Here is a 23,789-nt window from a genome sequence, read left to right on the forward strand (position 1 = left end):
CGCCTCTCTCAGTCGAAGTAGGCGACGACGGAGTCCGCCACGGCGGCGGGCTTCTCCTGGCCCTGGATCTCGAAGGTCTGCGTGATGGTGACGCGGTGCCCTCCAGGGATCGGATCGACCGCCTTGAGGGTCGCGGTCATCCGGATCCGCGAGTTCACCTTCACCGGGTTGAGGAAGCGGACCTTCTCGAAGCCGTAGTTGAGGCCCAGTGAGGGTCCGTCGAGCGAGTAGATCTCGTACAGGAACTTCGGTCCGAGCGACAACGTGTAGAGGCCGTGCGCGATGGTGCCGCCCAGCCCTGCCTGCCTGCCGCGGGCCTCGTCCAGGTGGATCTGCTCGAAGTCGTCGGTCGCGTCGGCGAAGGCGGTGATGCGGTCCTGGGTCACGTGGTGCCAGTCGCTCGTGCCGAGGTCCTGGCCCACCCGCTGCTCGAGCTCTGCGATGCCGTTCAGGGTCAACATGCGTCGATGAGACCACGCCGTCGCCGTGAGCGTCCCGTCGATGCCCCGGCGCGCTGGAGCAATCCACACCGCACTCCGGAGCGGTCGACCCGGAGCAGGGCCGATCCGACCTACCGTCCCCGGAGGAACCAGCACGTACAGGAAGGAAGGGCCCATGGACTGGTCGATTCCCGAGGACGTCACGACCTTCGTGAAGCACCTCGACGACTTCATCGAGCGGGAGATCAAGCCGCTCGAGGACGAGCACCCGCAGTTCTTCGACCACCGGAGGGAGTACGCCCGCACCGACTGGGAGCGGGACGGCTTCCCGACGAAGGCTTGGCGTGAACTGCTGCAGGAGATGCGCCGCCGCGCCGACGCAGCGGGCTTCTTCCGGTACCCCCTCCCGGCGACGATGGGTGGCCAGGCGGGTACGAACGTCGCGATGGCCTTCGTCCGCGAGCACCTGTTGACGAGGGGCTCGGGGCTGCACTTCCCCCACTCGGACGAGGCCTCGGTGGTCGCCAACCTGCCGATCGCGCTCGTCCTCGACGAGTTCGGCACCCCGGAGCAGCGCGAGCTCATCGAGCCGCTCATCCGCGGAGACATCGAGATCGCCTTCGGCCTCACCGAGCCGAACCACGGGTCCGACGCGACCTGGCTCGAGACGACCGCCCGCCGGGACGGCGACGACTGGGTCATCAACGGGGAGAAGCGCTTCAACTCACTCGTCGACTGCTCCGAGTACGACATCGTCTTCGCCCGGACCGGCGGCCAGGACGGCAAGGCCGACGGCATCACCGCCTTCCTCGTCCCCATCCCGACTTCAGGCTTCTCGATCCCGTTCAACCACTGGACGTTCAACATGCCAAGCGACCACTCCGAGGTCCACCTGCGCGACGTCCGCGTCCCCGCGGGCGCCGTCATCGGCGAGGTGGGCAAGGGCCTCGAATGCGCCCAGCTGTTCGTGCACGAGAACCGGATCCGGCAGGCCGCCGCCTCCCTCGGCGCCGCACAGTACTGCATCAACGAGTCGGTGAAGTACGCCCAGGAGCGCGTGGTCTTCGGCAAGCCGCTGCACGAGCACCAAGGCATCCAGTGGCAGCTCGTCGAGCTGCAGACCGAGGCCGAGCTGGTCCGCAACACGATCTACAAGACAGCCTGGATGATGGACGAGCTGGGCAAGACCGGCGTGAGCGACAAGGTCGCGATGGTCAACTTCCGAAGCAACCAGCTGGCCTGCAACGCCGCCGACCGAGCCATGCAGATCCACGGCGGCATGGGCTACACGCGAGCCAAGCAGTTCGAGCTGATCTACCGGCACCACCGCCGCTACCGCATCTCGGAGGGAACCGACGAGCTGCAGAAGCGCCGGATCGCCAGTGCCATGTTCAGCTTCGCGAAGGGATGACCAGCGGTTCCAGAGCCTGCAGGCTCGAGATCGCCAGCCCGACGACCAGGTCCTCGACGGACCGCCCGCGCAGCAGGCCACTCGGCCAGGTCGTGATCGAGAAGATCAGGCCGAGGCACGCCTGTGTCGCGACGGACACCTCCGCAGCACGCGCCTGTGCGTACCGCCGGGCAACATGGCGCTCCCAGAGCTCCACGTATCGCTCGCGCCGGCGACCGAAGCGGCCTCGCCACGGTTCGACCAGCGAGCGGCCCTCGCGGTAGTAGACATTGACGAGATGCCGGTTGCCGATGGTGAATCTGACGTGGTGGCGGATGAGCCGATCCAGGTCCTCTTGAGGATCGGTGCCATCGGGCGTCCCCGCAGCGTCGAGCAGCTCGTCCATGGCCAGGTCGAACAGTGCGGCGAGGATCTCGTTCTTCCCCGCGAAGTGTCGATAGAGGGCCGGTCCGCTCAGTCCGGCGCGGCTACCGAGCTCGTCCATGCTGGCTCCGTGAAACCCCTTCTCGTGGAAGAGCTCGGCAGCGGTCTCGAGAATCTGACGGTCACGGTCCACGGTTGCGACGCTAGCACGCGCGTTAACGATCGTTATGATGTGGCGATGAGCACGCATGGACGAGGGTCCCGTCTCAGGGATCGCGCGGCCGAGCTGCTCTGTATGACGGACGAGCTGGCCGACTCGGACCTGACGCCCGCGCCGGCGGCGCTCGAGAGCCTGCGTGCGCTCGACGCCCATCTGGCCGTTCGCGGCGGGCAGTTGCGCGACCGCCTCCTGGGCACGGATACCGGCGGCGAGCGGGCGCACGCTGTCAGCATCGCCTTGGCCGACGTGCAGACCATGCGCTTCGAGATCCGCGACTTCATCGTGCACGAGCGCCTGCGACGGCTCGAGCAGCTCGAGAGAGGTCTGGCCGGCCTGCGCGACCTGCACGACCCCGATGTCTTGCTCGGGAGCGTGTGCCGGGCCGTGGTCGAGTCCTGCGGCTTCGATCGGGTCATGCTCTCTCGCGTGGAGGGGACCATGTGGCGACCCTGGAAGAGCTATGCGGTCCATCGGCAGGACGCAGAGTTGCGCTTCCGCGACTGGATGGCCCAGATCCCCGAGATCCCGCTCGACCGCCTCCTGCTCGAGTCCGACATGGTGCGTCGGGGCGAGGCCGCCATCGTCGAGAACGCCGCGACCGACCCGCGGGTCAGCCCCGTCCTCCGCGCGGCGTCGGGTCACCGGTCGTACGTCGCGGCGCCACTCATGCCGGAGGGTCGCGTCGTCGGCTTCCTGCACGCGGACTACCGGGCGCTCGCGGTGACGCCGCTCGACCGCGACGTGCTGGCAGCCTTCGCCCGGGTCTTCGACGGACTCTTCGAGCGTGCTGTGCTGGTGCGCCGGCTCCAGGAGCAGCGTGACCAGGTGCGTGCCGCGCTCCAAGCAGTCGCCACCTCGCTCGACGACCTCGCCAACGCCGAGATCGGGCTGGCCAGGCATGACCGCCCGACCGCCCTCGGCGCGGGCCAGCGACGGATGAAGCGCACCGCTGATCTCGGTCGGCTCGAGAGCCTGCTGACCAAGCGTGAGCTCGAGGTGCTCGCCCTCGTCGCAACGGGCGCGACCAACGACCGCATCGCCGAACGCCTCGTCATCTCCAGCGACACCGTCAAGTCGCACATGAAGCACATCCTTCGCAAGCTGCACGTCGACAACCGCGCCGAGGCCATCAGCCAGTACCTGCGCCTGACCCTCGAGGGCGGCGAGGGCTGAGCTTGGGGTTGCCTCGCGGCCATCCCCTCGGTAAGGTCTAATGGTCAGACCGATATAGGAGTGTCGACATGCAGGCCGTCCTGATGAGGACCTTCGGAGAGGCCGACGTCCTCCGCGCGGAGTCGGTGGCCGATCCCGAGGCGCGGGCCGGGTGGGCGACCGTGCGCCTCAAGGCCGCTGCCCTCAACTGGCACGATGTGCTCGTCCGTCAGGGCCGGTACGGCTCGCCGCTCCCGCATGTCATCGGAGCCGACGGTGCCGGCGTTCGCGTGGACACGGGCGAGGAGGTCGTCGTCCTGCCCTCCCTCTGGTGGGGCGACGACGAGTCCGCGCCCGGTCCGGACTTCGAGATCCTCGGCGACCACCGTTGGGGCACCTACGCCGAGCTGGTCCGGGTACCGGTCGACTGCCTCGCCCCGAGGCCGGCCGGCCTGAGCTGGGATGAGGCGGCAGCCCTCCCGCTCGTCGGGGTCACCACGTACCGAGGCCTCTTCTCCCGTGGCCGCCTTCGCCGGGGGGAGAGCCTGCTGGTCCTCGGTGCCGGCGGAGGGGTCGCGACGATGGCCGTCTCGCTGGCCTCCGGCGTCGGAGCCCGGGTCGTGGTCACGTCATCCTCGCCCGAGAAGATCGCGCAGGCCAAGGGTCTCGGCGCTGCTGGTGGGGTGCTCTACACGGAGGACGACTGGCCCGACCAGGCCAGGGCACTCTCACCCGGCGGGGCCGGCTTCGACCTCGTCCTGGACTCGGTTGGTACGTGGCGGGACTCGCTCCGGTGCCTGCGGCACGGCGGGCGCCTCGTCGTCCTCGGCGCGTCGCGTTCCGACTCCGTGGTCCTCGAGCCCCGGCCCTTCTACTTCGGGCAGTACGAGCTGATCGGCACGACGATGGGCAGCCCCAGGGACTTCGCCGGCCTGCTCGCGCTCATGGACGGGAATGACATCGTGCCACCTCCGATCAGTGCCACGTACCCCCTCGACGCCGCTGCGGACGCCCACCGGTTCCTCGAGGCCGGCGCGGGCTTCGGCAAGGTCGTCCTCACCCAGCCCTGACTGCAACCCGAAAGGAAGCCGACGTGACGAACAAGGTGCGCTACGAGGTGGCCGACGCCGTCGGGACCATCACCCTCGACGACCCCGAGGTCCGCAACGCACTCAGCGACGAGCTGCTCGACGACCTCATCTCGGCGTTCCTGCGGGCGCGGGCGGACGACACCGTGCGCGTCGTCGTGCTCACCTCCTCGCACGACCGGATCTTCTCCGCGGGCGGTGACCTCAAGGCGTTCGCCGGCGACGCTCCGACGATCACCAAGTATGGCGGCCTGGACCGGTTCCCCCGGCTCTATCAGCTCATCGGAGGCCTCGGCAAGCCGGTCCTGTGTGCCGCGAACGGTGACGTGCTGGCCGGCGCCTTCGGGCTGGCCCTCGCGTGCGATCTGATCATCGCCAAGGACTCGGTGCGCTTCGGATGTCCCGAGATCAACGTCGGGGTCTTCCCGTTCATGATCTCCGCGGTGATCTACCGCAACATCGGCCGGATGAAGGCGAACGAGCTGATGATGCTCGGCGAGTCCATCACGGCCGGTGAGGCGCTCAGCCTGGGCATCGTGAACCGCGTGGTGTCGGCGGAGGCGTTCGACGAGACGGTCCGCGACTGGGCCCGGCGTCTGGCCACGAAGTCGCCACTGCTCATGCGACTGGGCAAGGACGCCATCAATGCCACGCGGGACCTCCCGCTCCCCGCGGCGCTCTCGGCCCTGCAGGCGCAGCTCGCCCTCGCGTTCACCACCGAGGACATCAAGGAGGGGGTGGCCGCCTTCAAGGAGAGGCGCGCCCCGAAGTGGCAGCTGCGTTGACACCGGAGACCTCTTGATCCTTCGGTCTAACCATTTTATGATCGGTCCAACACACGAACAGACCCCGAAGGGACCGTCGCCCGATGAAGCTCGCGCACGTCACCGACCGCTACTCCGCCGACGAGATCGCGACGTTCTACGACACGGGCCAGTGGCGCGCCGACACCCTCTTCGACCTGCTCGAGCGCCAGGTGCAGGCCCAGCCCGATCGCGTCTTCCTCACGGACGACACGACGGGGCTCACCTTCCGGCAGTTGCGCGACCGGGCCCTCGGCCTCGCGGTCGGTCTGCACCGGTGGGGCCTTCGAGCCGGTGACCGCGTCACCGTCCAGCTGCCCAACTGGACGGAGTTCGCCGTCATCACGGTCGCGCTCGCGCGCCTCGGCGCGATCATGGTGCCGATCATGCCGATCTACCGGCGAGACGAGGTGGCCTACATCTCGGGCAACGCCGAAGCCCGCCTCGCCTTCACCGCCGAGTCGTTCAAGGCGTTCGACTACCCCGGGATGTACGCCGAGATCCGGGACGAGCTGCCGGCGCTCGAAGCCGTCGTCGTGGTCCGCGGCGCGGGGGTCGGGGACGAGAGCACCATCGACGTCGAGTCGCTTGTGGTCGACGTCGACAGCCAGGCGGGCGCGACCGAGATCGGGCAGGGGGTCGGGCCCGACGAACCGTTCGTCATCGTCTACAGCAGCGGCACGACGTCGTTTCCCAAGGGCTGCCTGCACACGTTCAACACGATGGCGTGTGGCGCCCGCATCCTCGGCGACGCCTGGGGGGTCACGACCCAGGATGTCCAGTTCGGGCCGTCGCCGGTCACCCACACGACCGGCCTCGTCACCAGCGTCATCGTGCCGTTGATCCGCGGCTCCCAGTCGCACATCATGCAGTCCTGGGAGCCCAGGCTCGGGCTCGACCAGATCAGAGAGCATGGCTGCACGATCACCGTCAACGCGACCACGTTCCTGCAGATGGCGCTCGACGCCTACGACCCGGAGGTGCATGACGCGAGCAGCATGCGCGTCTGGGTCGCCGCCGGAGCGCCGATCCCGGGGACCATCATCGAACGCGCGGCCACGGTGTTCCCGGCGATGAAGGTGCTCAGCCTGTACGGACGCACAGAGAACATCACGACGACGATGTGCAGGCCCGACGACGAGCCGCGCCGGTCGCTCACCTCGGACGGCCAGGCTCTGCCACTCCAGTCGGTCAAGATCGTCGACGAGGAGGGCAACGAGGTGCCGCGGGGCCAGGAGGGCGACGTCGCCTACAAGGGCGCCATGCACATGCTCGAGTACGTCGCCAAGCCGGTCGAGACGGCGGAGCTGTTCACCCCCGACGGCCACTCCCGCTCCGGCGACCTGGGGGTGATGGACGAGGACGGCTTCGTCAGGGTCACCGGGCGGACCAAGGACATCGTGATCCGCGGCGGGCTCAACATCAGCGTGCGTCAGGTCGAGGACCTCCTGACGGCACACCCGGCCGTGAGCAGGGTCGCAGTCGTCGGGATGCCTGACGAACGACTGGGGGAGAAGGCGTGCTGCTATCTCGTTCCGACGGCGGGCAACGAGGGCATCACTCTCGAGGACGTCACGACCTACCTGCTCGACCAGGGCATCGCGAAGGTCAAGCTGCCCGAGCGCCTCGAGATCGTCGACGAGCTGCCCACCACTGCGACCGGGAAGATCCAGAAGCACGTCCTGCGCAAGATGATCGCCGAAAAGCTGAGCGAGCCGGTCGCCTGAGGGAGCGTCTCGCGCGAGGCGCGAGCCCAGCGGCATACGAGAGCATCGACCTTATGCCGCTGGGCTCGTCGCGCTCTCCCGTCGGGCCGGTGGTGGTCTCAGGAGGCGGAGACGACCACGTCGGCCCTGCCCGTGACCACGAGACTGCCGTCGTCCTTCGTCGCACGAAGCTCGACGGTGGCGAGCTGCCCCGCCTCGCGCTGCTCGACCGAGACCACCTCACCGCCCACCGTGACGGCGTCGCCGATCATGAGCGGCGCGACGAAGCGGACCTCGAGGCTGCGCAGGTGCTCGACACCCAGCCAATCGGACACCCAACCGGCGAGCAGGCCGGCCTGGAACTGCCCCATCGCGATGGGACGCGGGAAGCCTGCGCGAGCGGCGAACTCCGGGTCGTGGTGCAGCGGGTTGAAGTCACCGCCGGCACCGGCGAAGCGGACGATGTCGGTCTGGGTGATTGGCCCGATGACCCGGGCCGGGTGGGTGTCGCCGACGGCGACGGCGGCCGGCGCTCGCCCGGAATGCGTCATGAGGATGCTCCACGCTCGATGATCGTCTCGGTCAGCCGCACGACGGGGGAGCCTGCCGCGTCGAGGTATTCGGTCTCCAACGTGATGATTCGCACGGTGCCGCCCCGGGACCCGGCTCGCTGCACGTCGCTCGTGACGCGACGTGTCCCGCGCAACGTGTCACCGGCCACCAGTGCTCGCTGGTACTCCCACCGCACGCCGCCGACCACCACCCGTTCGAGCGCCAGACCCAGGCGGTCGACGAAGGCACCCTGGTCCCGCACGTGCCCGGCGACGACGACGTGTGTCGGCGTCGCGAGGACGTCTTCGAAGCCGGCGGCGCGTGCCGCGGCGCGGTCGGTGTGGATGAGGTCGTCGGTCGCGGTGGCGGTCGCGAACTCGCGGATCTTGCCACGCTCAACGTCGAACGACACCTCGTCGATGACGGTGCCGACGAGGCCATCGGTGGCGCCCATGGTGCTCCTCAGAGGTCTCATTTCGGTCTGACCTATAGTATCATTTAGCCAGAGAGACGAGAAAGGGCGGCTGATGGACCTGACCGACTCCCCGACGGAGGCGCAGTTCCGGACCGAGGTCCGGGAGTGGCTGGCCTCGGCGCTGCCACAGCTGCCCTGGCCGCAGCCTGTCGACCTCGTCGAACGCGCTCCGTTCTGGCGCCAGTGGCAGCGGATGCTCTATGACTCCGGGCACGCCGGCATGTCGTGGCCGGTCGAGTACGGCGGGCAGGGCGCGGACCCGATCCGGCGCGCCATCTGGGGCGAGGAGCTCGACCGGGCCGGAGCGCCCGAGCCGCTCAACATCCTGGGCGAGAACCTCGCGGGCCCGACGATCATCGACTTCGGCACCGAGGCTCAGAAGGAACGCTTCCTGCGTCCGATCCTCACCGGCGAGGAGATCTGGTGCCAGCTCTTCTCGGAGCCCGAGGCCGGTTCCGACCTCGCCTCCCTGCGGACCAAGGCGACCCGGGTCGACGGCGGCTGGCTCATCAACGGGCAGAAGATCTGGACGAGCCGTGCCCATCTCGCGTCCAACGCCATCCTCCTCGCCCGCACCGGGGGAGGCCCGCGGCACAAGGGGATCACCTACTTCCTCCTGCCGATGGACTCGGCCGGCGTCACGGTCAGGCCGCTCCAGCACATGCTCGGGGAGGCAGAGTTCAACGAGGTGTTCCTCGACGACGTCTTCATCCCGGACGACCTCGTCGTCGGTGAGGTCGACGGCGGGTGGAAGGTCACGATGGCGACGTTGTCCTACGAGCGGGTCGCCATCGCGACTGGCCGGGTCAACACCAAGCAGGCGGTCGAGGAGATCATCGACGACATCCGCGAGATGGTCGACGACTCGGGGCGCCCGCTCGGGCAGTCCACCGCGGTGCGCCAGAAAGTGGCCGACCTCTACGGCCGAGCCTTCATCCACTACCTCATCGGCCAGCGGGTCGTCACCTCCACCGCGGGTGGCGGCGCCCCAGGCCCGGTCACCTCGATCGGCAAGCTCTACTTCTGCCCCCTCGTGGACGACCTGGCCGACTTCCGGCTCGCCCTCGAGCCGCTCGGCGGCCAGCTCGGGCTCGACGACCCGGACCAGGGCGCGGCCCGATGGCTGCGTCTGGCCTACCAGTCCCGCGGCAGCGCGATCGCCGGGGGATCGACCTTCATCCAGCGCAACATCGTCGCCGAGCGGATGCTCGGCATGCCGAGGAGCTGAGCCGTGTCCGACTACGTCTGGAACCCGTCCACCGACTACGTGGAGCGCGCCAACGTCACGCGCCTGGCCCGGGCCAACGGTCTGGCCGGCCTGCCCGAGCTGCGCGCGAAGTCCGTCGCCGACGTCGGGTGGTACTGGGACGCCGTCGTCAAGGACCTCGGCCTGCCCTTCCGCACCCCCTACACGCAGGTCCTCGACCTGGGCCGGGGCATCGAGCACCCGGAGTGGTTCGTCGGGGGGCGGCTCAACATCGTCGACGCCTGTCTCGGACGGTGGCGCGACGACCCGGCCGTCGCCGACCGGCTGGCGGTCGTTCACGAGAGCGAGGACGGCACGGTCGTCACCCTGACCTACCGAGAGCTGACCGGTCTCGTCGAGCGCGCGAGCGCCGGTCTGCGCGACCTCGGGATCGGCAAGGGCGATGCCGTCGCCGTGTTCCTGCCGATGGTCCCCGAGGCGGTCGTCTCGCTGTATGCCGTGGCGCGGCTGGGCGCCGTCCTCGTCCCGCTCTTCTCCGGGTTCGCGCCGACCGCGATCGCCACACGGCTGCAGGATGCCGACGTCAAGGCGGTCGTCGTCGCCGACGGCACGGTGCGCCGTCGCAAGGTCGTCGCGATGAAGCCACTCCTCGAGGAGGCGCTCGGGTCCTGTCCGAGCGTCGAGCACGTCATCGTCGTCGACAACCTCGGAGCGGCCGCACCCGCCGACAGCAAGCCGGTGTCCGGTCGTCGCGAGATCATGTGGACGGACCTGATTGCATCGCGGTCGGATCCGGGCGATGTCGAGCTCCTGGAGGCGAGCGACACCCTGTTGTTGGCGTACACGTCCGGCACGACAGGCAGGCCCAAGGGCGCTGTCCATACGCATGCCGGCTTCCTGCTCAAGACGGCGAGCGAGGTCGCCTACTCCTTTGACGTCAGCGCGGGCGACGTCTTCTGCTGGGTGACCGACATGGGCTGGGTGATGGGACCCCTGTCGATCATCGGCACCCACGCCAACGGGGCGACCCTGCTGCTCTACGAAGGCTCTCCGGACGTGCCGGACCTGAACCGGCTCTGGCGACTCGTCGAGAAGCACCGGGTGACCATGCTCGGGGTGTCACCGACTCTGATCCGGACCCTGCGACTGACCGAGCAGGGGCAGTCCGAGCCGTTCGACCTCTCCTCGGTCCACGTCCTCGGCTCGACGGGGGAGCCCTGGGACCCCGACTCCTACGAGTGGCTCGCGAGGGACCTCTTCGGTGGCCGCATCCCGGTCATCAACTTCTCCGGCGGCACGGAGGTCGGTGGGTCGTTCCTCGCGCCGTACCCGGTCGAGCCCATCCGGAGCTGCTCGCTGGGAGGCCCCTCGCTCGGCATGGACGTCGACGTCGTCGACGACGCCGGTCGCTCGATCCGGGGCGAGGTGGGCGAGCTCGTCTGCCGCCAGCCCTGGCCGTCGATGACCCGGGGGGTCTGGAAGGACGAGGAGCGCTACCTCGAGGCCTACTGGTCGACCTTCCCCGGCATGTGGCGGCACGGCGACTACGCGCTCGTCGAGGACGGCCAGTGGTACATCCGCGGTCGCAGCGACGACGTCATGAACGTCGCGGGCAAGCGGCTTGCCCCGGCCGAGGTCGAGGCGGTCATGGTGACCCACCCGGCGGTGTCGGAGGCGGCCGCCGTCGGGGTCCCCGACGCCAAGAAGGGTGAGGCGGTCTGGGCCTTCTGGGTTCCGCGGCCCGACTCCACGCAGGACGTTTCCGAGGAGCTCAAGGCGATGGTCGCCAAGGAGCTCGGCAAGCCCTTCGCGCCGAGCCAGGTGCACCGGATCGAGCGGCTGCCCAAGACCCGGTCCGCCAAGATCCTGCGGCGGGCGATCCGGGCCGCTGCGCTCGGCACCGACCCGGGCGACCTCTCGGGCGCCGAGAACCCCGAGGCGATCGACGAGATCCGTGCCGTCGTGGACCAGCCCCGCTGAGCCCTCCGGCGCCTGCGGGCTGCTGAGCCCGCCGGCGCCTGCGCCAGGCAGAGAACGTCGTATGCCGCTGGGCCGGGGCCCAGCGGCATACGACGTCGTGCGTCCGTCAGTCCGCGTCCGGGATGTCGATCTCGGTGCGCTTGTCGACCGCCAGGAGCGCCTTCGCGTAGGAGTGCACGTGCCGCGACATGCGGCGCACCGCGGCGTCCGGGTCGCGGTCGCGGATCGCGTTGGTGATGGTGCGGTGGGCCCGGACTGCGGTCCTGCGGACCTCCTCGTCGACGAAGGACTCGTTCTCCGTCGAGGTGTAGATCGCCTTCTGCAGTGCCATCATCAGGCCGGTGAGCAGCTCGTTGTGGCTGGCCGTCGCGACCGCCACGTGCCAGTCGACGTTGGCCTGCAGGAAGCCGGCCAGGTCGGTGCCCGACCCGGCGATCGCGTCGTTCGCGGCCTCGATCACGACGAGGTCCTCATCGGTACGGTGCAGGGCGGCGAGCCGGGCACACGAGGGCTCGATCGCCTCGCGGGTCTCCAGCAGGGCCGACAAGCGGATCTGCCGACCCCGGATGAGCAGGCCGACACTGCGCGCCATGTCCTCCTCGCCCGGGCGCTGCACGAAGGCCCCGCCGGCGCGCCCGGCCTTGATGCGGACCAGGCCCTGGACCTCGAGGATGCGCAGCGCCTCACGGACCGTTGTGCGGCTCATCCGGGTCTGCGTCACGAGCTCGCGCTCCGGCGGCAGGGGGGTGCCTTCGACGAACTCGCCGCTGAGGATCCGCTCGCGCAGGTTGCCGGCCAGCACGTCGGAGGCCTTGGGCACCTCCATCGGCGCCAGCTGGATCGCGGATCGCCCTTGCCTGACGGTCGTCTCGGGGGCGTTGCTCATCATTGTCCCATCCATTGTGGTTTAACGGTCTGACCTAAGGTACCATTCTAGTCATCGAATGGCCGTATTGTGGAGAGTAGTCCTTCGCGGGACTGGGAGGAGTGAGGCGCGTGCGCTGGGAGCTTGCCGAGGAGCAGGACCTCTTCCGGGAGTCACTCCGGGGCTGGGTCGAGAAGGTTGCCCCGTCCGACACCGTCCGGGGCTGGTTCGCCACCGGCGACCCGTCCGAGTTCGAGAAGCGGCTCGCCGACGAGGGCTGGCTCGCGGTGGGGACGACCGAGGAGCGCGGCGGGCAGGGCGGCGGGCTGCTGGAGACCGCGCTGACCGCCGAGGAACTCGCGCGCCGTGCCGCCCCCTCGGCCGCGTGGACGGCCTCGGTCCTCGCCCTCCCGGCCCTTCCGGACGACGTCGCGGCCGACGTCCTGTCGGGGGGCGGTTTCGCCACCCTTGTCGTCGATGCCGGTCGCCCCGTCGACGCGGCGGGGACTGACGGGTCGTGCCATCTGGACACCGACGGCAACCTGACCGGCCGGGTCGAGTCGGTGCTCGGGGCGGATCGGGCCGCCCGCCTCGTGGTCCCCACGACCGGCGCGGACGGCTTAGCGCTCCACCTCGTGGACGCGTCGGACCAGGGCGTGACCCTGACACCGCACGACCTGCTCGACCGGTCCCGCTCCGTCGCGACCGTTGCGTTGACCGCCGCCGCGGGAACCCGACTCGACGTCGACGCGGACGCCCTGCTGGCCGAGGCGGCCCTGCGCTCGGCGGCGCTCGTCGCGGCCGACAGCCTGGGTGCCATGGAGCGCATGCTCGAAATGGCGGTGGACTACAGCCTGCAGCGCAAGCAGTTCGGCGTGCCGATCGGCTCCTTCCAGGCGGTGAAGCACGCGGCGGCGTCGATGCTCGTCTCGGTCGAGGCGGCCCGGTCCATCGCCTACTTTGCGGCCTCCTCGGTCGACGACGGCAACTCGGAACGAGCCGTGCACGCAGCGATCGCCAAGGCGCAGGTCTGCCGCGACGCATCGAAGGCCGCCGACTCGGCGCTGACGATGCACGGCGCCATCGGCTACACGTGGGAGCACGACCTGCACCTGCTCTACAAGCGGGTCAAGCTCAACGAGCGACTCTACGGGTCGACCACCGCGTGGAACGAGCGGATCGCGGCCGCGCTGCCCCTCGTCCCGCGGGGCTGAGCGAGAACCCTCCCGGCGGCATACGGCAGCGGGTGGGTGGCACGCCACAGCCCGCGGGTGAGGCCTCGGTCACGCTCTCGACGGTTGACACTTTGGTCAGTCCTTTATAATACTTCTTGTCACGACGATGCGCGCAGATGGGATGCCACGGTGGACTTTGACCTGACCGATGACCAAGCGGAGATCCGCAAGGCGGTCCGTGAGCTGGCCGGCCGCTTCGACGACCAGTACTGGCTCGAGAAGGACTGGGCGCACGAGTTCCCGAGCGAGTTCTACGACGAGTTCGCCAAGGGCGGCTGGCTCGGGATCACGACGCCGGAGGACTACGGCGGGCACGGGCTCGGGATCACCGAGGCCTCGATCATCCTCGAGGAGATCGCCGCCTCGGGTGCCGGGATGAACGGCGCGAGCTCGATGCACCTGTCGATCTTCGGGATGCACCCCGTCATCGTGCACGGCTCCGAGGAGCTCAAGGCCCGGACCCTGCCCCGGATCGTCAACGGCGACTTGCACGTGTGCTTCGGCGTGACCGAGCCCGGCGCCGGCCTCGACACGACCCGGATCACGACCTTCGCCCGGCGGGACGGCGACCACTACGTCGTCAACGGGCGCAAGGTGTGGATCTCCAAGGCGGTCGAGTCCGAGAAGGTTCTGCTCCTCACCCGCACGACCAAGCTCGAGGACGTGCAGAAGAAGACCGACGGGCTCACCCTCTTCCTCACCGACATCGACCGCTCGGCGATCGACGTGCGCCCGATCAGGAAGATGGGCCGCAACGCCGTCACGTCCAACGAGCTGTTCATCGACGATCTGCACATCCCCGTCGAGGACCGGGTCGGCGAGGAGGGCAAGGGCTTCAAGTACATCCTCGACGGGCTCAACCCCGAGCGGATGCTCGTGGCGGCCGAGGCGCTGGGCATCGGCCGCGCGGCCCTGCGTGCCGCGGTCCGCTACGGAAACGACCGAGAGGTCTTCGGTCGCCCGATCGGCAAGAACCAAGGCATCCAGTTCCCACTCGCCGACTCGCTCGCGCGGCTGGACGCCGCCGAGCTCGTCCTGCGCAAGGCGACCTGGCTCTACGACAACGGCCGGCCGTGCGCGCGCGAGGCCAACACGGCCAAGTACTTGTGCGCGGACGCCGGCTTCGACGCGGCCGACCGCGCCCTGCAGACGCACGGCGGGATGGGCTACTCGGAGGAGTACCACGTCGCTCGGTACTTCCGTGAGGCCCGGCTCACCCGGATCGCTCCGATCAGCCAGGAGATGATCCTCAACTACCTCGGCGAGCACGTGCTCGGCCTCCCCAGGAGCTACTGATGTTCGACCTCACCGGCCGCACCGCCCTCGTCACCGGCGCTGGCAGTGGCATCGGCGCCTCGGTAGCCCAGGCCTTCGCGGCCGCGGGCGCCGCCGTCCTCGTCACCGACGTCAACGGGGAGGCCGCCGCTGCCATCGCGACGGCGATACGCGACAGCGGCGGCCGGGCGGAGTCTTTCGTCCTCGACGTGCGGGACGCCGGGCAGGCGGCCGAGGCGGTCGCGAAGGCTGCCGGGCTCGGCGACGGCACCCTCAACATCCTCGTCAACAACGCGGGCGCCATCGCGCCGGCGATGGTCGCGAACCTCACCGAGGAGGACTTCCGCCGGATCGTCGACATCCACCTCGTCGGCAGCTTCGTCTGCAGCAAGGCGGCGCTGCCGCTCCTGCCCGACGACGGCACCGGTCGCATCATCAACGTCACGTCGGCCGCTGGTCTCGTCGGCACGATCGGTCAGGCCAACTACGGCGCCGCCAAGGCCGGCATCATCGGGCTGACGAAGTCCCTCGCCAGGGAGCTCGCCCGTCGCCAGATCAAGGTCAACGCGATCGCGCCGCTGGCGGCGACGCCCATGACGCAGAACATCCGCGACAACGAGAAGCTGTCGGCGATGACCCTCGCGCGCATTCCGCTTGGCCGCTGGGCCGAGCCCGACGAGATCTCGGCGAGCTTCGTCTTCTTCGCGTCGGACGGCGCGTCGTACATCACGGGCCAGGTGCTGCCCGTCGACGGTGGGACGGTGATCTGAATGGCCAAGACGACGACGAGCCCCTTCCTCGCGAACTCGCGTGAAGTCCTCATCGCTGAGGCGGTGCGCACCCCAATGGGCAAGTCGCACCCTGAGCGGGGCTGGTATCGCGACATCCACCCGAACGAGATCCTGGGACGGGTCTACACCGAGCTGCTCCACCGCTCGGGCCTGGCGCCTGAGGTCGTCGAGGACCTCGTCGTCGGGTGCACCGCACCCTTCGGCGAGCAGTCCCGCAACGTCGGCCGCAACGCATGGCTGCAGGCGGGCTTCCCGCCCGAGGTGCCCGCCGTGACCCTCGACCGGCGTTGCGGCTCGGCGCAGACCGCGGTCGAGATGGGCGCGGCCCTCGTCGGCAGCGGCACCCACGACGTCGTCATCGCCGGGGGCGTCGAGCACATGCACCACGTGCCGATGAACTCGCCCGCAAAGATCTCCGAGCTCTTCGGTGAGCCGTGGCCACAGGAGCTGCGCGACCGCTACGACTTCGTCGGCCAGGGCGAGAGCGCCGAGCTCATCGCCGACCGGTGGGGGATCAGTCGCGCGGAGATGGACGAGTTCGCAGTGCGCTCGCACGCGCTGGCGGCCGCGGCCATCGAGGCCGGGCGGTTCGACGCGGAGCTGGTGCCGTGGGAGCTCGACGGCGAGGTCCGCCATGGCGACCAGGCGGTCCGCCCGGGAACCTCGATGGAGACCTTGGCCGGGTTGAAGACGGCCTTCCGCCAGGACGGCAGGATCACGGCCGGCTCGTCGTCGCCGATCTGCGACGGCGCCTCCGGCGTGCTCCTCGCCTCGCGGGAGGCGGCGCGGGAGCACGGGCTGCTCGCCCGTGCCCGGATCCTCGACCAGACGACGGTCGGGGTGGATCCGATCATCATGCTGACCGGCCCCATCCCGGCGACCCGCAAGCTGTTGGAGCGCAACGGCCTGACGATGGCCGACATCGACCTCGTCGAGATCAACGAGGCGTTCAGCTCCGTCGTGATCGCGTGGGAGCGCGAGCTGAAGCCCGACATGGACCGGGTCAACGTCAACGGCGGCGCCATCGCGCTCGGGCACCCCGTCGGTGCGACGGGTGGCCGGCTCATCGCCACGATCGTCGCCGAGCTCGAGCGGCGCGACGCCGAGATCGGCCTCGTCACGATGTGCTGCGGCGGCGGCCTCGGCACCGCGACCCTCGTGCAGCGGGTCGACGGATGATCGACCTGCGGCCGCACATACCGCCCGGCGCCGGGATCTGGTGGAGCCAGACGAGCGCAGAGCCGACCCCGCTCGTGCACGCGCTGCTCGACCAGGCCGCCGACCTCGGGGCGCTGCGGGTCTTCGTGGGCCTGACGTGGGACCGCCGGCTCACCCGCGAGCTGCCTCCCGAGGTGACCGTGGTGTCCTACGGCGGGCTCGGCGAGCTGCGGGCCTTGAGCAAGCAGGGGCGCCTCGAGGTCGTGCCGTGCCACTACGCGGCGCTGCCGCGCCTCTTCGCGGAGGGCCGGCTGCCCGCCGACGTCGGTCTCGTGCAAGTGTCGCCCCCCGACACCGACGGGATGTGCTCGCTCGGGGTCGGTGTGGACTACGTCGCCGACGCGGTCGCCCACACGCCCGTCCTCATCGCGGAGGTCAACCGCCGTATGCCGCCCACGCGGGGCTCCGCACGCATCCCGCTGTCCCGCTTCGCCGCCGTCGTCGAGACGGACCGGCCGTTGCGCGAGGCGCCCGACCGGCCTGTCGGGCCGGTGGAGCTGGCCATCGCCGGTCACGTGGCCGCACTGGTGGAGGACGGGGACACAATCCAGGTCGGCGTGGGGTCGCTGCCGTCGGCGGTGCTCGACGCGCTCGGCGGGCACCGGGACCTCGGCCTGCACTCGGGGATGGTGTCGGATGCGGTGGTGCGGCTCGTCGACAGCGGCACGCTGACCGGCGCCCGCAAGGAGATCGACCCCGGAGTGCTCGTCACCGGGGCTGCGCTCGGCACGGCCGTGGGCCTCTACGACCGCATCGAGGGCCTGCCGATCGAGTTCCGTCCCGCCAGCTACACGCACAGTCCCGCGGTGCTGTCGCAGCTGTCCACGCTCGTGTCGGTCAACTCGGCCATCGAGGTCGACCTCACCGGCCAGGTCGGCGCGGAGGTCGCGGGGCGCACCTATGTTGGGGCCGTCGGCGGGCAGGTCGACTTCTCGCGGGCGGCGGCCCTGACCGGGGCCCGCTCGATCATCGCGCTGCCCTCGACCAACCGTGAGGTGTCGTCGATCAAGCCGGCTCTCGACTTCGGCGCGGTCACGACCGCCCGGGCCGATGTCGACTTCGTCGTCACCGAGCACGGGGTGGCCGAGCTGCGTGGCGCCTCGCTGCACCAGCGGGCCCTGCGGTTGGCCGCGGTGGCGGCCCCCGAGCATCGGGACGAGCTGCAAGAGGCTTGTCGGACCATGGAACTCGCGTCATGACGACGCCCAACGAGAGGGGAGGCGCCATGACGCGCCCCACGTCAGTACAGATCCGGGAGGTCGGCCCGCGGGACGGCTTCCAGAACGAGCCCGAGAGCATCCCGACCGATGACAAGGTCCGCCTCATCAACTCGCTCGGCCGGGCCGGCTTCAAGCGGATCGAGGTCGCCAGCTTCGTGCGGCCCGACGTGATCCCGCAGCTCGCCGACGGCGTCGAGGTGCTGAACCGCATCGACGTGCCCGCCGACGTCAGGCTCATGGTGCTCGTGCCCAACAGCCGGGGTCTGGACAACGCCCTCAAGCAGCGCGACAAGTTCCACGAGGTCGCGATCTTCGTCAGCGCGTCGGAGACCCACAACAAGAAGAACGTCAACCGCACGGTCGCCGAGAGCATGGCCGACAACGACGTCATCGCCAGGCGGATCGTCGCGGAGGGGCTCGACTGCGCGGCCGTCATCGCCACGTCGTTCGGCTGCCCCTACGAAGGCAAGGTCGAGATGACCCGCGTGCTCGACCTGGCCGAGCGCTTCGCCGAGGCCGGGGCCACCGAGCTCGGCTTCGGTGACACCACCGGCATGTGCAACCCGGCCTACGCCGGTGACTTCTTCCGAGCGGCGATCGAGCGGCTGCCGGGCGTGGAGATCACCGCGCACTTCCACAACACGCGCGGCCAGGGCCTCGCCAACGCCTATGCCGCGCTCGAGGCCGGGTGCGCCAGCTTCGAGTCGAGCTTCGGGGAGCTCGGCGGCTGCCCCGTGCCGGCCGGCTCCACCGGCAACATCGCCACCGAGGACCTCGTCAGCATGTTCCACGAGATGGGCGTGCAGACCGGCCTCGACCTCGAGGGCGTCATCGCGTCGGCGCGCGAGGCCCAGGCCGTCCTCGGGCGCAAGCTGACCAGCCACTCCATCATCGCCGGCGCCATCAACTGGGCGCCCAGCGCCTCCTGACGTCCACCGACACCCGAGCAGAGAGAAGACACCATGAGCAACCGAGTAGCACTCGTCACCGGCGGTGCCCAGGGAATCGGCAAGGGAATCTCCATGGCGCTCGGCGCCGCCGGGTTCCGCGTCGCCGTCGCCGACCTCAACACCGAGGCCGCCGACAAGACCGTCGCCGAGATCGTCGGCAATGGCGGCCAGGCCATCGCCGTCGGGATCGACATCACCGACACCGCCTCGGTGCAGTCCGCCGTCACCGCCGTCACCGAGCAGCTCGGCCCGGTCGAGGTCGTCGTCAACAACGCCGGATGGGACGACTTCATGACGTTCCTGCAGACCGACGAGGACTTCTGGGACAAGATCCTCGACATCAACTTCAAGGGGGCCCTCCGGGTGAGCCAGGCCGTCGTGCCCGGCATGGTCGAGCGCGGCTGGGGCCGTGTCATCAACATCGGCTCCGACGCCGGCCGTGTCGGCTCGTCCCTCGAGGCCGTCTACTCCGGCGCCAAGGGCGGGATCATCGCCTTCAGCAAGACCCTGGCCCGCGAGGTCGCGAGGAAGGGCGTCACCGTCAACACGGTCTGCCCCGGCCCGACGGACACCCCAGCGCTGCGCAAGTTCGCCGACGCCTCCGGTGGCGACGCCGACAAGGTGCTCGCCGGGATGGTCGGGGCCGTGCCCATGAAGCGGCTCGGGCGGCCGAGCGACGTCGGTGCGGCCGTGGCCTTCTTCGCCTCAGACGCCACCGAGTTCATCACGGGCCAGACGCTGTCGGTCAGCGGCGGCCTGACGATGGCCTGACCGGGACAGCCCGTGACGACACCTGAACCGGTCCCCGCCGCGGTCACGTGGACCGCTCACGGCGACTACGAGGACATCCGCTACGAGCACTCCGGCGACGGGATCGCCAAGATCACGATCTGCCGCCCGGAGGTCCGCAACGCGTTCCGCCCGCAGACCCTGATGGAGGTCTCGGACGCCCTCGTCGACGCTCGCGAGGACGGCTCGGTCGGCGTCATCGTCCTCACCGGGGAGGGGCCCGACGCCTTCTGCTCCGGCGGGGACCAGAACGTCCGAGGTGACACCGGCTACCTGACCGACCCAGGTCGACAGGGCAGCGTAGGCCGCTTCCACGTCACCGACCTGCAGGTGCAGATCCGGCGTCTGCCGAAGCCGGTGGTGGCCATGGTCGCCGGCTACGCCATCGGGGGCGGACACATCCTGCACCTCGTCTGCGACCTGACGATCGCCGCCGACAACGCCCGGTTCGGCCAGGTCGGCCCCAGGGTCGGATCCTTCGACGGCGGCTTCGGTGCCGGGCTCCTGGCCGACCTCGTGGGGCCCAAGAAGGCCAAGGAGATCTGGTTCCTGTGCCGGCAGTACACCGCCGACGAGGCCCGGCAGATGGGTCTCGTCAACACGGTCGTGCCGCTCGCGGACCTCGAGGCCGAGACCGTTGCCTGGTGTCGCGAGATGCTCGCAATGTCGCCCTTCGCCCTGCGCCTGATGAAGGCGAGCTTCAACGCGGCCGAGGACGGGATCTCCGGCATCCAGCAGCTGGCGCACGACGCGAACCTCCTCTTCTACGCCACGGACGAGGCGAAGGAAGGGCGCGAGGCCTACAAGCAGAAGCGGCGCCCCGAGTTCGAGAAGTTCCCCCGGCGGCCATGAAAAGCGCAACCGCCCCGATCACAGAGGACCGACCCATGACCGACACCCCAGAACCCGCGGTAGCCTGGCACGTCGCCACCCCCGGCGTGCTCGTCGTGACGCTCCAGCGCCCTCGGGCCAACGCCCTCGGTCTGCCGATCATCGAGGGCCTGACCGAGGCGCTCGACTCCGCTTCGGCACGCGGCGACATCAAGGTCGTCATCGTGAGTTCGAGCCTGCCCGGGTTCTTCGCCGCGGGAGCCGACATCAAGCACATGGCCACCGTCGACGCGACGTCGTTCACGGCATACGGGGATGCCCTGCGGGGGGTGCTCGACCGGCTCGCCGGGGACACCTGGATCGCGATCGCCGCCATCGACGGCCTCGCCCTCGGCGGCGGCCTGGAGCTCGCGATGGCCTGCCACCTGCGGGTGGCGGGCAACGGTGCACGGCTGGGTCTGCCCGAGGTCAGCCTCGGCCTCATCCCCGGTGCCGGTGGCACCCAGCGGCTCCCGCGCCTGGTCGGGCGCGGGCGAGCGCTCGGCATGATGCTCACGGCACGTCAGGTCCCCGCAGACGAGGCGCTGACGATGGGACTCGTCGACCGTCTCGTCCCAGAAGGGACCGCGCTCGAGGCGGCGCTCCAGCTCGCTGACACACTCCTCGAGATGTCGCTGCCCGCCCAGTCCGCCGTCATCCGCTGTGTGGATGCGGCCTTCGACACCAGCCTCGAGGACGGCTTCCGCTTCGAGGTCGCCCAGGAACAGCGGCTCTTCGAGGAGGGCGAGGCGAAGGAGGGCATCACCGCCTTCCTCGAGAAGCGCCCGCCGAAGTTCTCGTAGTGGCCGGGGGACGGGCGAGCAAAAGGCAGGTCTGGTTCGCGCTCGGCCTCGTCTACCTCATCTGGGGATCGACCTACCTCGGCATCCGACTCGTCGTCGACGAGGCGCCGCCCCTCGTGTCGATGGGACTGCGGTTCGTCCTGGCGGCAGCGATCATGGGCCTGTTCCTCGCGGTACGCGGTGGCGTGCGGCAGTTCCGCCTGACACGCGGGGAGGCCCTGGGCGTCGCGTTCCTCGGGTTGCTCCTGCTCGCCGTCGGCAACGGCATGACCGCGCTGGGCCAGCTGCAAGGCGTTCCGTCGGGGGTCACGGCGCTGCTCATCGCCATCGTGCCGGTCTGGGTGGCGGTCTATCGCACCATCGCCGGAGACCGTCCGTCTGCACTGAGCACGCTCGGGATCGTCATGGGGCTGGTCGGGCTCGCGATCCTCGTTCTGCGCAACCGCGGTGGGGGAGTGCTGCCACTCCTGGGCGTCGTGGTCATCCTCATCTCCAGCGTCTCCTGGTCCTTCGGCTCATGGATTCAGCCTCGAATCTGGTTGCCCCGCAACGTATTCGTGAGCTCGGCCTACCAGATGCTCACTGCCGGCACCGTCCTCGGCCTGGCCGGCGTGCTCTCGGGGGAAGACCTGCATGCAAACCTCGGCCCCCAGGCCTGGGGCGCCCTTGCGTATCTCGTCGTCGTGGGGTCCGTCATCGGATTCACGGCCTATGCGTGGCTCCTCGACCACGCCCCGATCTCGCTCGTTGCGACGCACACGTATGTCAACCCGGTCGTGGCCGTCTTCCTCGGATGGCTGGTGCGGAGCGAGCCGGTGACCAGCCCGGTGCTGATCGGCGGTGGCGTCGTCGTCGCGTCGGTCATCCTCATCGTCTCGGGCGAACGGCACGGCGCCAGGCAGTCCTTGGCCGTCAGCCGGGTTCGCGAACGCGTCCCCACCGCGCCTCCACCCATCGGGGGATGAGAGATCACCCTTTCGGGGGATGCCGAAGGTCGAATAATCAGACCATAGTGGGATGGCGCAATACACATCGATGTGACGCGCTCGAACCGGGGCCCAGGTGGCTCCACGATCCCCTGGGAGTTATGAACGTGACGAAGAAGCTCTTCCCCGCGCTCTCGGTCCTGGTCCTCGGAGGCCTGGTCGCTGCCTGTGGCACGCCGGGCGGTGCGGCAACCTCTGGCGGTGCGGGTGGCGCCGACGCGGCAGGCAGCACCATCAAGGTCGCCCTGATCCCTCCGTCGAGCGGCGCGCTGGCGCAGTTCGGCTCCGACGCTGCAGACGCGTGGCAGTTCGCCGCGGACGAGGCGAACGCCGCCGGTGGCGTGGCCGGGCACAAGATCGAGCTCATCAAGATGGACACCGACGCCACGGCGGCGACCACCCTGCGAGCGGCTCGGGAGGCTGTCACCCAGAAGGGCGCCAAGTTCATCGGGGCCGTCATGACCTCGACCGAGCACGGCGCCCTCGACGCCCAGTTGGCCGGGCTTGGCGCCCTCGAGTTCAACGGCCTTGGCAAGGACGACGCGCTGACCGGCAAGGACTGCAAGGCCAACGCATTCCGCGTCGTGCAGAGCACCTCGATGGACATGAACGCAGTGGCCGAGGCCCTGGCGAAGCTACCGGGCAAGAAGTGGGCCATCCAGGCCGTCGACTACTCGACGGGGCACACCTCGGCCAAGGTCTTCAAGGAGGCCGCCGCCAAGGCCGGCAAGCAGGTCGTCCTCGAGCAGTACGCCCCGCTCAACACCACAGAGTTCGGCAGCTACATCACCAAGCTCCAGCAGAGCGACGCCGACGCGCTCTTCGCCGTCGAGTACGGCGCCGACGGCGTCGCCTTCGTCAACCAGGCCGCGCAGTTCAAGCTGAACGAGAAGTTCAACACGATCCTCGGCTTCAACATGGTCTCCGAGCCGCTGTTCAAGGCTCTCGGCGACAAGGTCGTCGGCTATTACAACAACCTCGGCTACGACGTCAGCTCCGACAACCCGCTCAACCAGAAGTTCGTCACGGACTGGGCCGCGAAGCACGGCGGCTCGAAGCCGTACTACGTCGTCGCCGACAACTACCTGGCCGCGCAGACGCTCTTCGAGGGCATCAAGAAGGCCAACAGCGGCGACCCGATCAAGGTCCGCGACGCGCTGAACGGCCTCAGCTTCGACAGCATCGTCGGCAAGGTGACCATGCGTGGCGCCGACCACCAGCTGATTCGCTCCTCGTACCTCGGTCAAGTGGTCAAGGATCCCAACGGGATCGGGGGGCTGGGCTGGAAGATCGTCCACGAGGCCGACGGCTCCGTCACCGCCCCCGCGCCGGACCCGGCCTGCAAGCTGTCCTGACCCGCGGTGGTCGGCCCCCCGGCGCCGCGTCGGCG

The 23,789-nt window shown here is 69.6% G+C and carries 23 protein-coding genes; 18 read left to right on the forward strand and 5 right to left on the reverse strand.

Annotated elements, in window-relative coordinates; genetic code table 11:
• Positions 1-8: 8 nt before the first annotated feature.
• Positions 9-461 (reverse strand): MaoC family dehydratase, encoded by a 453-nt coding sequence (locus N864_RS00930; RefSeq protein WP_034712309.1) that lies wholly within the window; start codon positions 459-461, stop codon positions 9-11.
• Positions 462-615: 154 nt separating this feature from the next.
• Between N864_RS00930 and N864_RS00935 the strand changes: the two genes are divergently transcribed.
• Positions 616-1,851, forward strand: coding sequence for an acyl-CoA dehydrogenase family protein (locus N864_RS00935; RefSeq protein ID WP_034712311.1), 1,236 nt, complete (start codon positions 616-618; stop codon positions 1,849-1,851).
• Here the strand turns inward: N864_RS00935 and N864_RS25865 are convergent.
• Entirely contained in the window at positions 1,832-2,782 is a 951-nt protein-coding gene (locus N864_RS25865; protein WP_240474150.1) for a TetR/AcrR family transcriptional regulator, read from the reverse strand. The two genes, N864_RS00935 and N864_RS25865, sit on opposite strands and share 20 nt — an antisense overlap.
• Between N864_RS25865 and N864_RS00945 the strand changes: the two genes are divergently transcribed.
• The 4 genes from N864_RS00945 to N864_RS00960 all read left to right on the forward strand — a co-directional run bounded on the left by N864_RS00945 (position 2,690) and on the right by N864_RS00960 (position 7,204).
• Positions 2,690-3,607 (forward strand): LuxR C-terminal-related transcriptional regulator, encoded by a 918-nt coding sequence (locus tag N864_RS00945; protein WP_240474151.1) that lies wholly within the window; start codon positions 2,690-2,692, stop codon positions 3,605-3,607. The two genes, N864_RS25865 and N864_RS00945, sit on opposite strands and share 93 nt — an antisense overlap.
• Positions 3,608-3,675: 68 nt before the next feature.
• Complete coding sequence (locus tag N864_RS00950) at positions 3,676-4,656, forward strand: quinone oxidoreductase family protein (protein WP_034712314.1); 981 nt, start codon at positions 3,676-3,678, stop codon at positions 4,654-4,656.
• A 23-nt stretch (positions 4,657-4,679) separates the two neighbouring features.
• Positions 4,680-5,459, forward strand: coding sequence for an enoyl-CoA hydratase/isomerase family protein (locus tag N864_RS00955; RefSeq protein WP_034712316.1), 780 nt, complete (start codon positions 4,680-4,682; stop codon positions 5,457-5,459).
• A gap of 83 nt (positions 5,460-5,542) precedes the next feature.
• Positions 5,543-7,204, forward strand: coding sequence for an AMP-binding protein (locus N864_RS00960; RefSeq protein WP_034712317.1), 1,662 nt, complete (start codon positions 5,543-5,545; stop codon positions 7,202-7,204).
• Positions 7,205-7,302: 98 nt separating this feature from the next.
• Here the strand turns inward: N864_RS00960 and N864_RS00965 are convergent, their stop codons facing one another.
• Both N864_RS00965 and N864_RS00970 read right to left on the reverse strand, forming a co-directional pair.
• Complete coding sequence (locus N864_RS00965; RefSeq protein WP_034712318.1) at positions 7,303-7,734, reverse strand: MaoC family dehydratase; 432 nt, start codon at positions 7,732-7,734, stop codon at positions 7,303-7,305.
• On the reverse strand, positions 7,731-8,189 hold the full coding sequence (locus N864_RS00970; RefSeq protein WP_034712319.1) for an FAS1-like dehydratase domain-containing protein: 459 nt from the start codon (positions 8,187-8,189) through the stop codon (positions 7,731-7,733). Before N864_RS00970 ends, N864_RS00965 begins: the two co-directional genes overlap by 4 nt.
• Before the next feature lie 73 nt (positions 8,190-8,262).
• Here N864_RS00970 and N864_RS00975 point away from each other — a divergent pair, with 73 nt between their 5' ends.
• Together N864_RS00975 and N864_RS00980 are read left to right on the forward strand one after the other, a co-directional pair.
• On the forward strand, positions 8,263-9,438 hold the full coding sequence (locus tag N864_RS00975) for an acyl-CoA dehydrogenase family protein (RefSeq protein ID WP_034712320.1): 1,176 nt from the start codon (positions 8,263-8,265) through the stop codon (positions 9,436-9,438).
• Between the two features lie 3 nt (positions 9,439-9,441).
• The gene (locus N864_RS00980) at positions 9,442-11,397 is read left to right on the forward strand and encodes an AMP-binding protein (protein WP_034712321.1); all 1,956 of its coding nucleotides are present in this window, start codon (positions 9,442-9,444) and stop codon (positions 11,395-11,397) included.
• 106 nt (positions 11,398-11,503) lie between these two features.
• Here the strand turns inward: N864_RS00980 and N864_RS00985 are convergent, their stop codons facing one another.
• Positions 11,504-12,286 carry a FadR/GntR family transcriptional regulator gene (locus tag N864_RS00985; protein ID WP_205620833.1) on the reverse strand — a complete coding sequence of 261 codons (783 nt, stop codon included), beginning with the start codon at positions 12,284-12,286 and terminating at the stop codon, positions 11,504-11,506.
• Positions 12,287-12,393: 107 nt separating this feature from the next.
• Between N864_RS00985 and N864_RS00990 the strand changes: the two genes are divergently transcribed.
• From N864_RS00990 to N864_RS01040, 11 genes are all read left to right on the forward strand, one after another.
• The gene (locus N864_RS00990) at positions 12,394-13,476 is read left to right on the forward strand and encodes an acyl-CoA dehydrogenase family protein (protein ID WP_034712323.1); all 1,083 of its coding nucleotides are present in this window, start codon (positions 12,394-12,396) and stop codon (positions 13,474-13,476) included.
• Between the two features lie 150 nt (positions 13,477-13,626).
• Positions 13,627-14,793 carry an acyl-CoA dehydrogenase family protein gene (locus N864_RS00995; RefSeq protein ID WP_034712325.1) on the forward strand — a complete coding sequence of 389 codons (1,167 nt, stop codon included), beginning with the start codon at positions 13,627-13,629 and terminating at the stop codon, positions 14,791-14,793.
• A complete protein-coding gene (locus tag N864_RS01000; RefSeq protein WP_034712327.1) occupies positions 14,793-15,542 on the forward strand; it encodes an SDR family NAD(P)-dependent oxidoreductase in 750 nt (249 codons plus the stop codon). Before N864_RS00995 ends, N864_RS01000 begins: the two co-directional genes overlap by 1 nt.
• Positions 15,543-16,742 carry a thiolase family protein gene (locus N864_RS01005; protein ID WP_034712329.1) on the forward strand — a complete coding sequence of 400 codons (1,200 nt, stop codon included), beginning with the start codon at positions 15,543-15,545 and terminating at the stop codon, positions 16,740-16,742. It begins immediately after the preceding gene.
• Positions 16,739-17,980 (forward strand): acetyl-CoA hydrolase/transferase family protein, encoded by a 1,242-nt coding sequence (locus N864_RS01010; protein WP_034712331.1) that lies wholly within the window; start codon positions 16,739-16,741, stop codon positions 17,978-17,980. Before N864_RS01005 ends, N864_RS01010 begins: the two co-directional genes overlap by 4 nt.
• A gap of 26 nt (positions 17,981-18,006) precedes the next feature.
• Complete coding sequence (locus N864_RS01015; RefSeq protein ID WP_034712333.1) at positions 18,007-18,930, forward strand: hydroxymethylglutaryl-CoA lyase; 924 nt, start codon at positions 18,007-18,009, stop codon at positions 18,928-18,930.
• 33 nt (positions 18,931-18,963) lie between these two features.
• Positions 18,964-19,722 (forward strand): SDR family NAD(P)-dependent oxidoreductase, encoded by a 759-nt coding sequence (locus N864_RS01020; RefSeq protein WP_034712335.1) that lies wholly within the window; start codon positions 18,964-18,966, stop codon positions 19,720-19,722.
• A 12-nt stretch (positions 19,723-19,734) separates the two neighbouring features.
• Positions 19,735-20,592, forward strand: coding sequence for a 1,4-dihydroxy-2-naphthoyl-CoA synthase (menB, locus tag N864_RS01025; protein WP_034712340.1), 858 nt, complete (start codon positions 19,735-19,737; stop codon positions 20,590-20,592).
• A 35-nt stretch (positions 20,593-20,627) separates the two neighbouring features.
• A complete protein-coding gene (locus tag N864_RS01030; protein ID WP_034712342.1) occupies positions 20,628-21,413 on the forward strand; it encodes an enoyl-CoA hydratase-related protein in 786 nt (261 codons plus the stop codon).
• On the forward strand, positions 21,413-22,378 hold the full coding sequence (locus tag N864_RS01035; protein ID WP_051518023.1) for an EamA family transporter: 966 nt from the start codon (positions 21,413-21,415) through the stop codon (positions 22,376-22,378). The genes N864_RS01030 and N864_RS01035 overlap by 1 nt, the downstream gene beginning before the upstream one ends.
• A gap of 122 nt (positions 22,379-22,500) precedes the next feature.
• A complete protein-coding gene (locus tag N864_RS01040) occupies positions 22,501-23,754 on the forward strand; it encodes an ABC transporter substrate-binding protein (protein ID WP_034712345.1) in 1,254 nt (417 codons plus the stop codon).
• The last annotated feature ends 35 nt before the right edge of the window (positions 23,755-23,789 follow it).

The organism is Intrasporangium chromatireducens Q5-1 (assembly GCF_000576575.1).
Taxonomy (GTDB): Bacteria; Actinomycetota; Actinomycetes; order Actinomycetales; family Dermatophilaceae; genus Intrasporangium_A; species Intrasporangium_A chromatireducens.

Coding starts and splice junctions, on each gene's coding strand:
- N864_RS01005 (WP_034712329.1), top strand. CDS start 15,543: ATGGCCAAGACGACGACGAGCCCCTTCCTCGCGAACTCGCGTGAAGTC.
- N864_RS01010 (WP_034712331.1), top strand. CDS start 16,739: ATGATCGACCTGCGGCCGCACATACCGCCCGGCGCCGGGATCTGGTGG.
- N864_RS00935 (WP_034712311.1), top strand. CDS start 616: ATGGACTGGTCGATTCCCGAGGACGTCACGACCTTCGTGAAGCACCTC.
- N864_RS01030 (WP_034712342.1), top strand. CDS start 20,628: ATGACCGACACCCCAGAACCCGCGGTAGCCTGGCACGTCGCCACCCCC.
- N864_RS01000 (WP_034712327.1), top strand. CDS start 14,793: ATGTTCGACCTCACCGGCCGCACCGCCCTCGTCACCGGCGCTGGCAGT.
- N864_RS00985 (WP_205620833.1), bottom strand. CDS start 12,286: ATGATGAGCAACGCCCCCGAGACGACCGTCAGGCAAGGGCGATCCGCG.
- N864_RS00965 (WP_034712318.1), bottom strand. CDS start 7,734: ATGACGCATTCCGGGCGAGCGCCGGCCGCCGTCGCCGTCGGCGACACC.
- N864_RS00950 (WP_034712314.1), top strand. CDS start 3,676: ATGCAGGCCGTCCTGATGAGGACCTTCGGAGAGGCCGACGTCCTCCGC.
- N864_RS00930 (WP_034712309.1), bottom strand. CDS start 461: ATGTTGACCCTGAACGGCATCGCAGAGCTCGAGCAGCGGGTGGGCCAG.
- N864_RS01015 (WP_034712333.1), top strand. CDS start 18,007: ATGACGCGCCCCACGTCAGTACAGATCCGGGAGGTCGGCCCGCGGGAC.
- N864_RS00960 (WP_034712317.1), top strand. CDS start 5,543: ATGAAGCTCGCGCACGTCACCGACCGCTACTCCGCCGACGAGATCGCG.
- N864_RS01040 (WP_034712345.1), top strand. CDS start 22,501: ATGAACGTGACGAAGAAGCTCTTCCCCGCGCTCTCGGTCCTGGTCCTC.
- N864_RS01020 (WP_034712335.1), top strand. CDS start 18,964: ATGAGCAACCGAGTAGCACTCGTCACCGGCGGTGCCCAGGGAATCGGC.
- N864_RS00970 (WP_034712319.1), bottom strand. CDS start 8,189: ATGGGCGCCACCGATGGCCTCGTCGGCACCGTCATCGACGAGGTGTCG.
- N864_RS00975 (WP_034712320.1), top strand. CDS start 8,263: ATGGACCTGACCGACTCCCCGACGGAGGCGCAGTTCCGGACCGAGGTC.
- N864_RS00945 (WP_240474151.1), top strand. CDS start 2,690: ATGCGCTTCGAGATCCGCGACTTCATCGTGCACGAGCGCCTGCGACGG.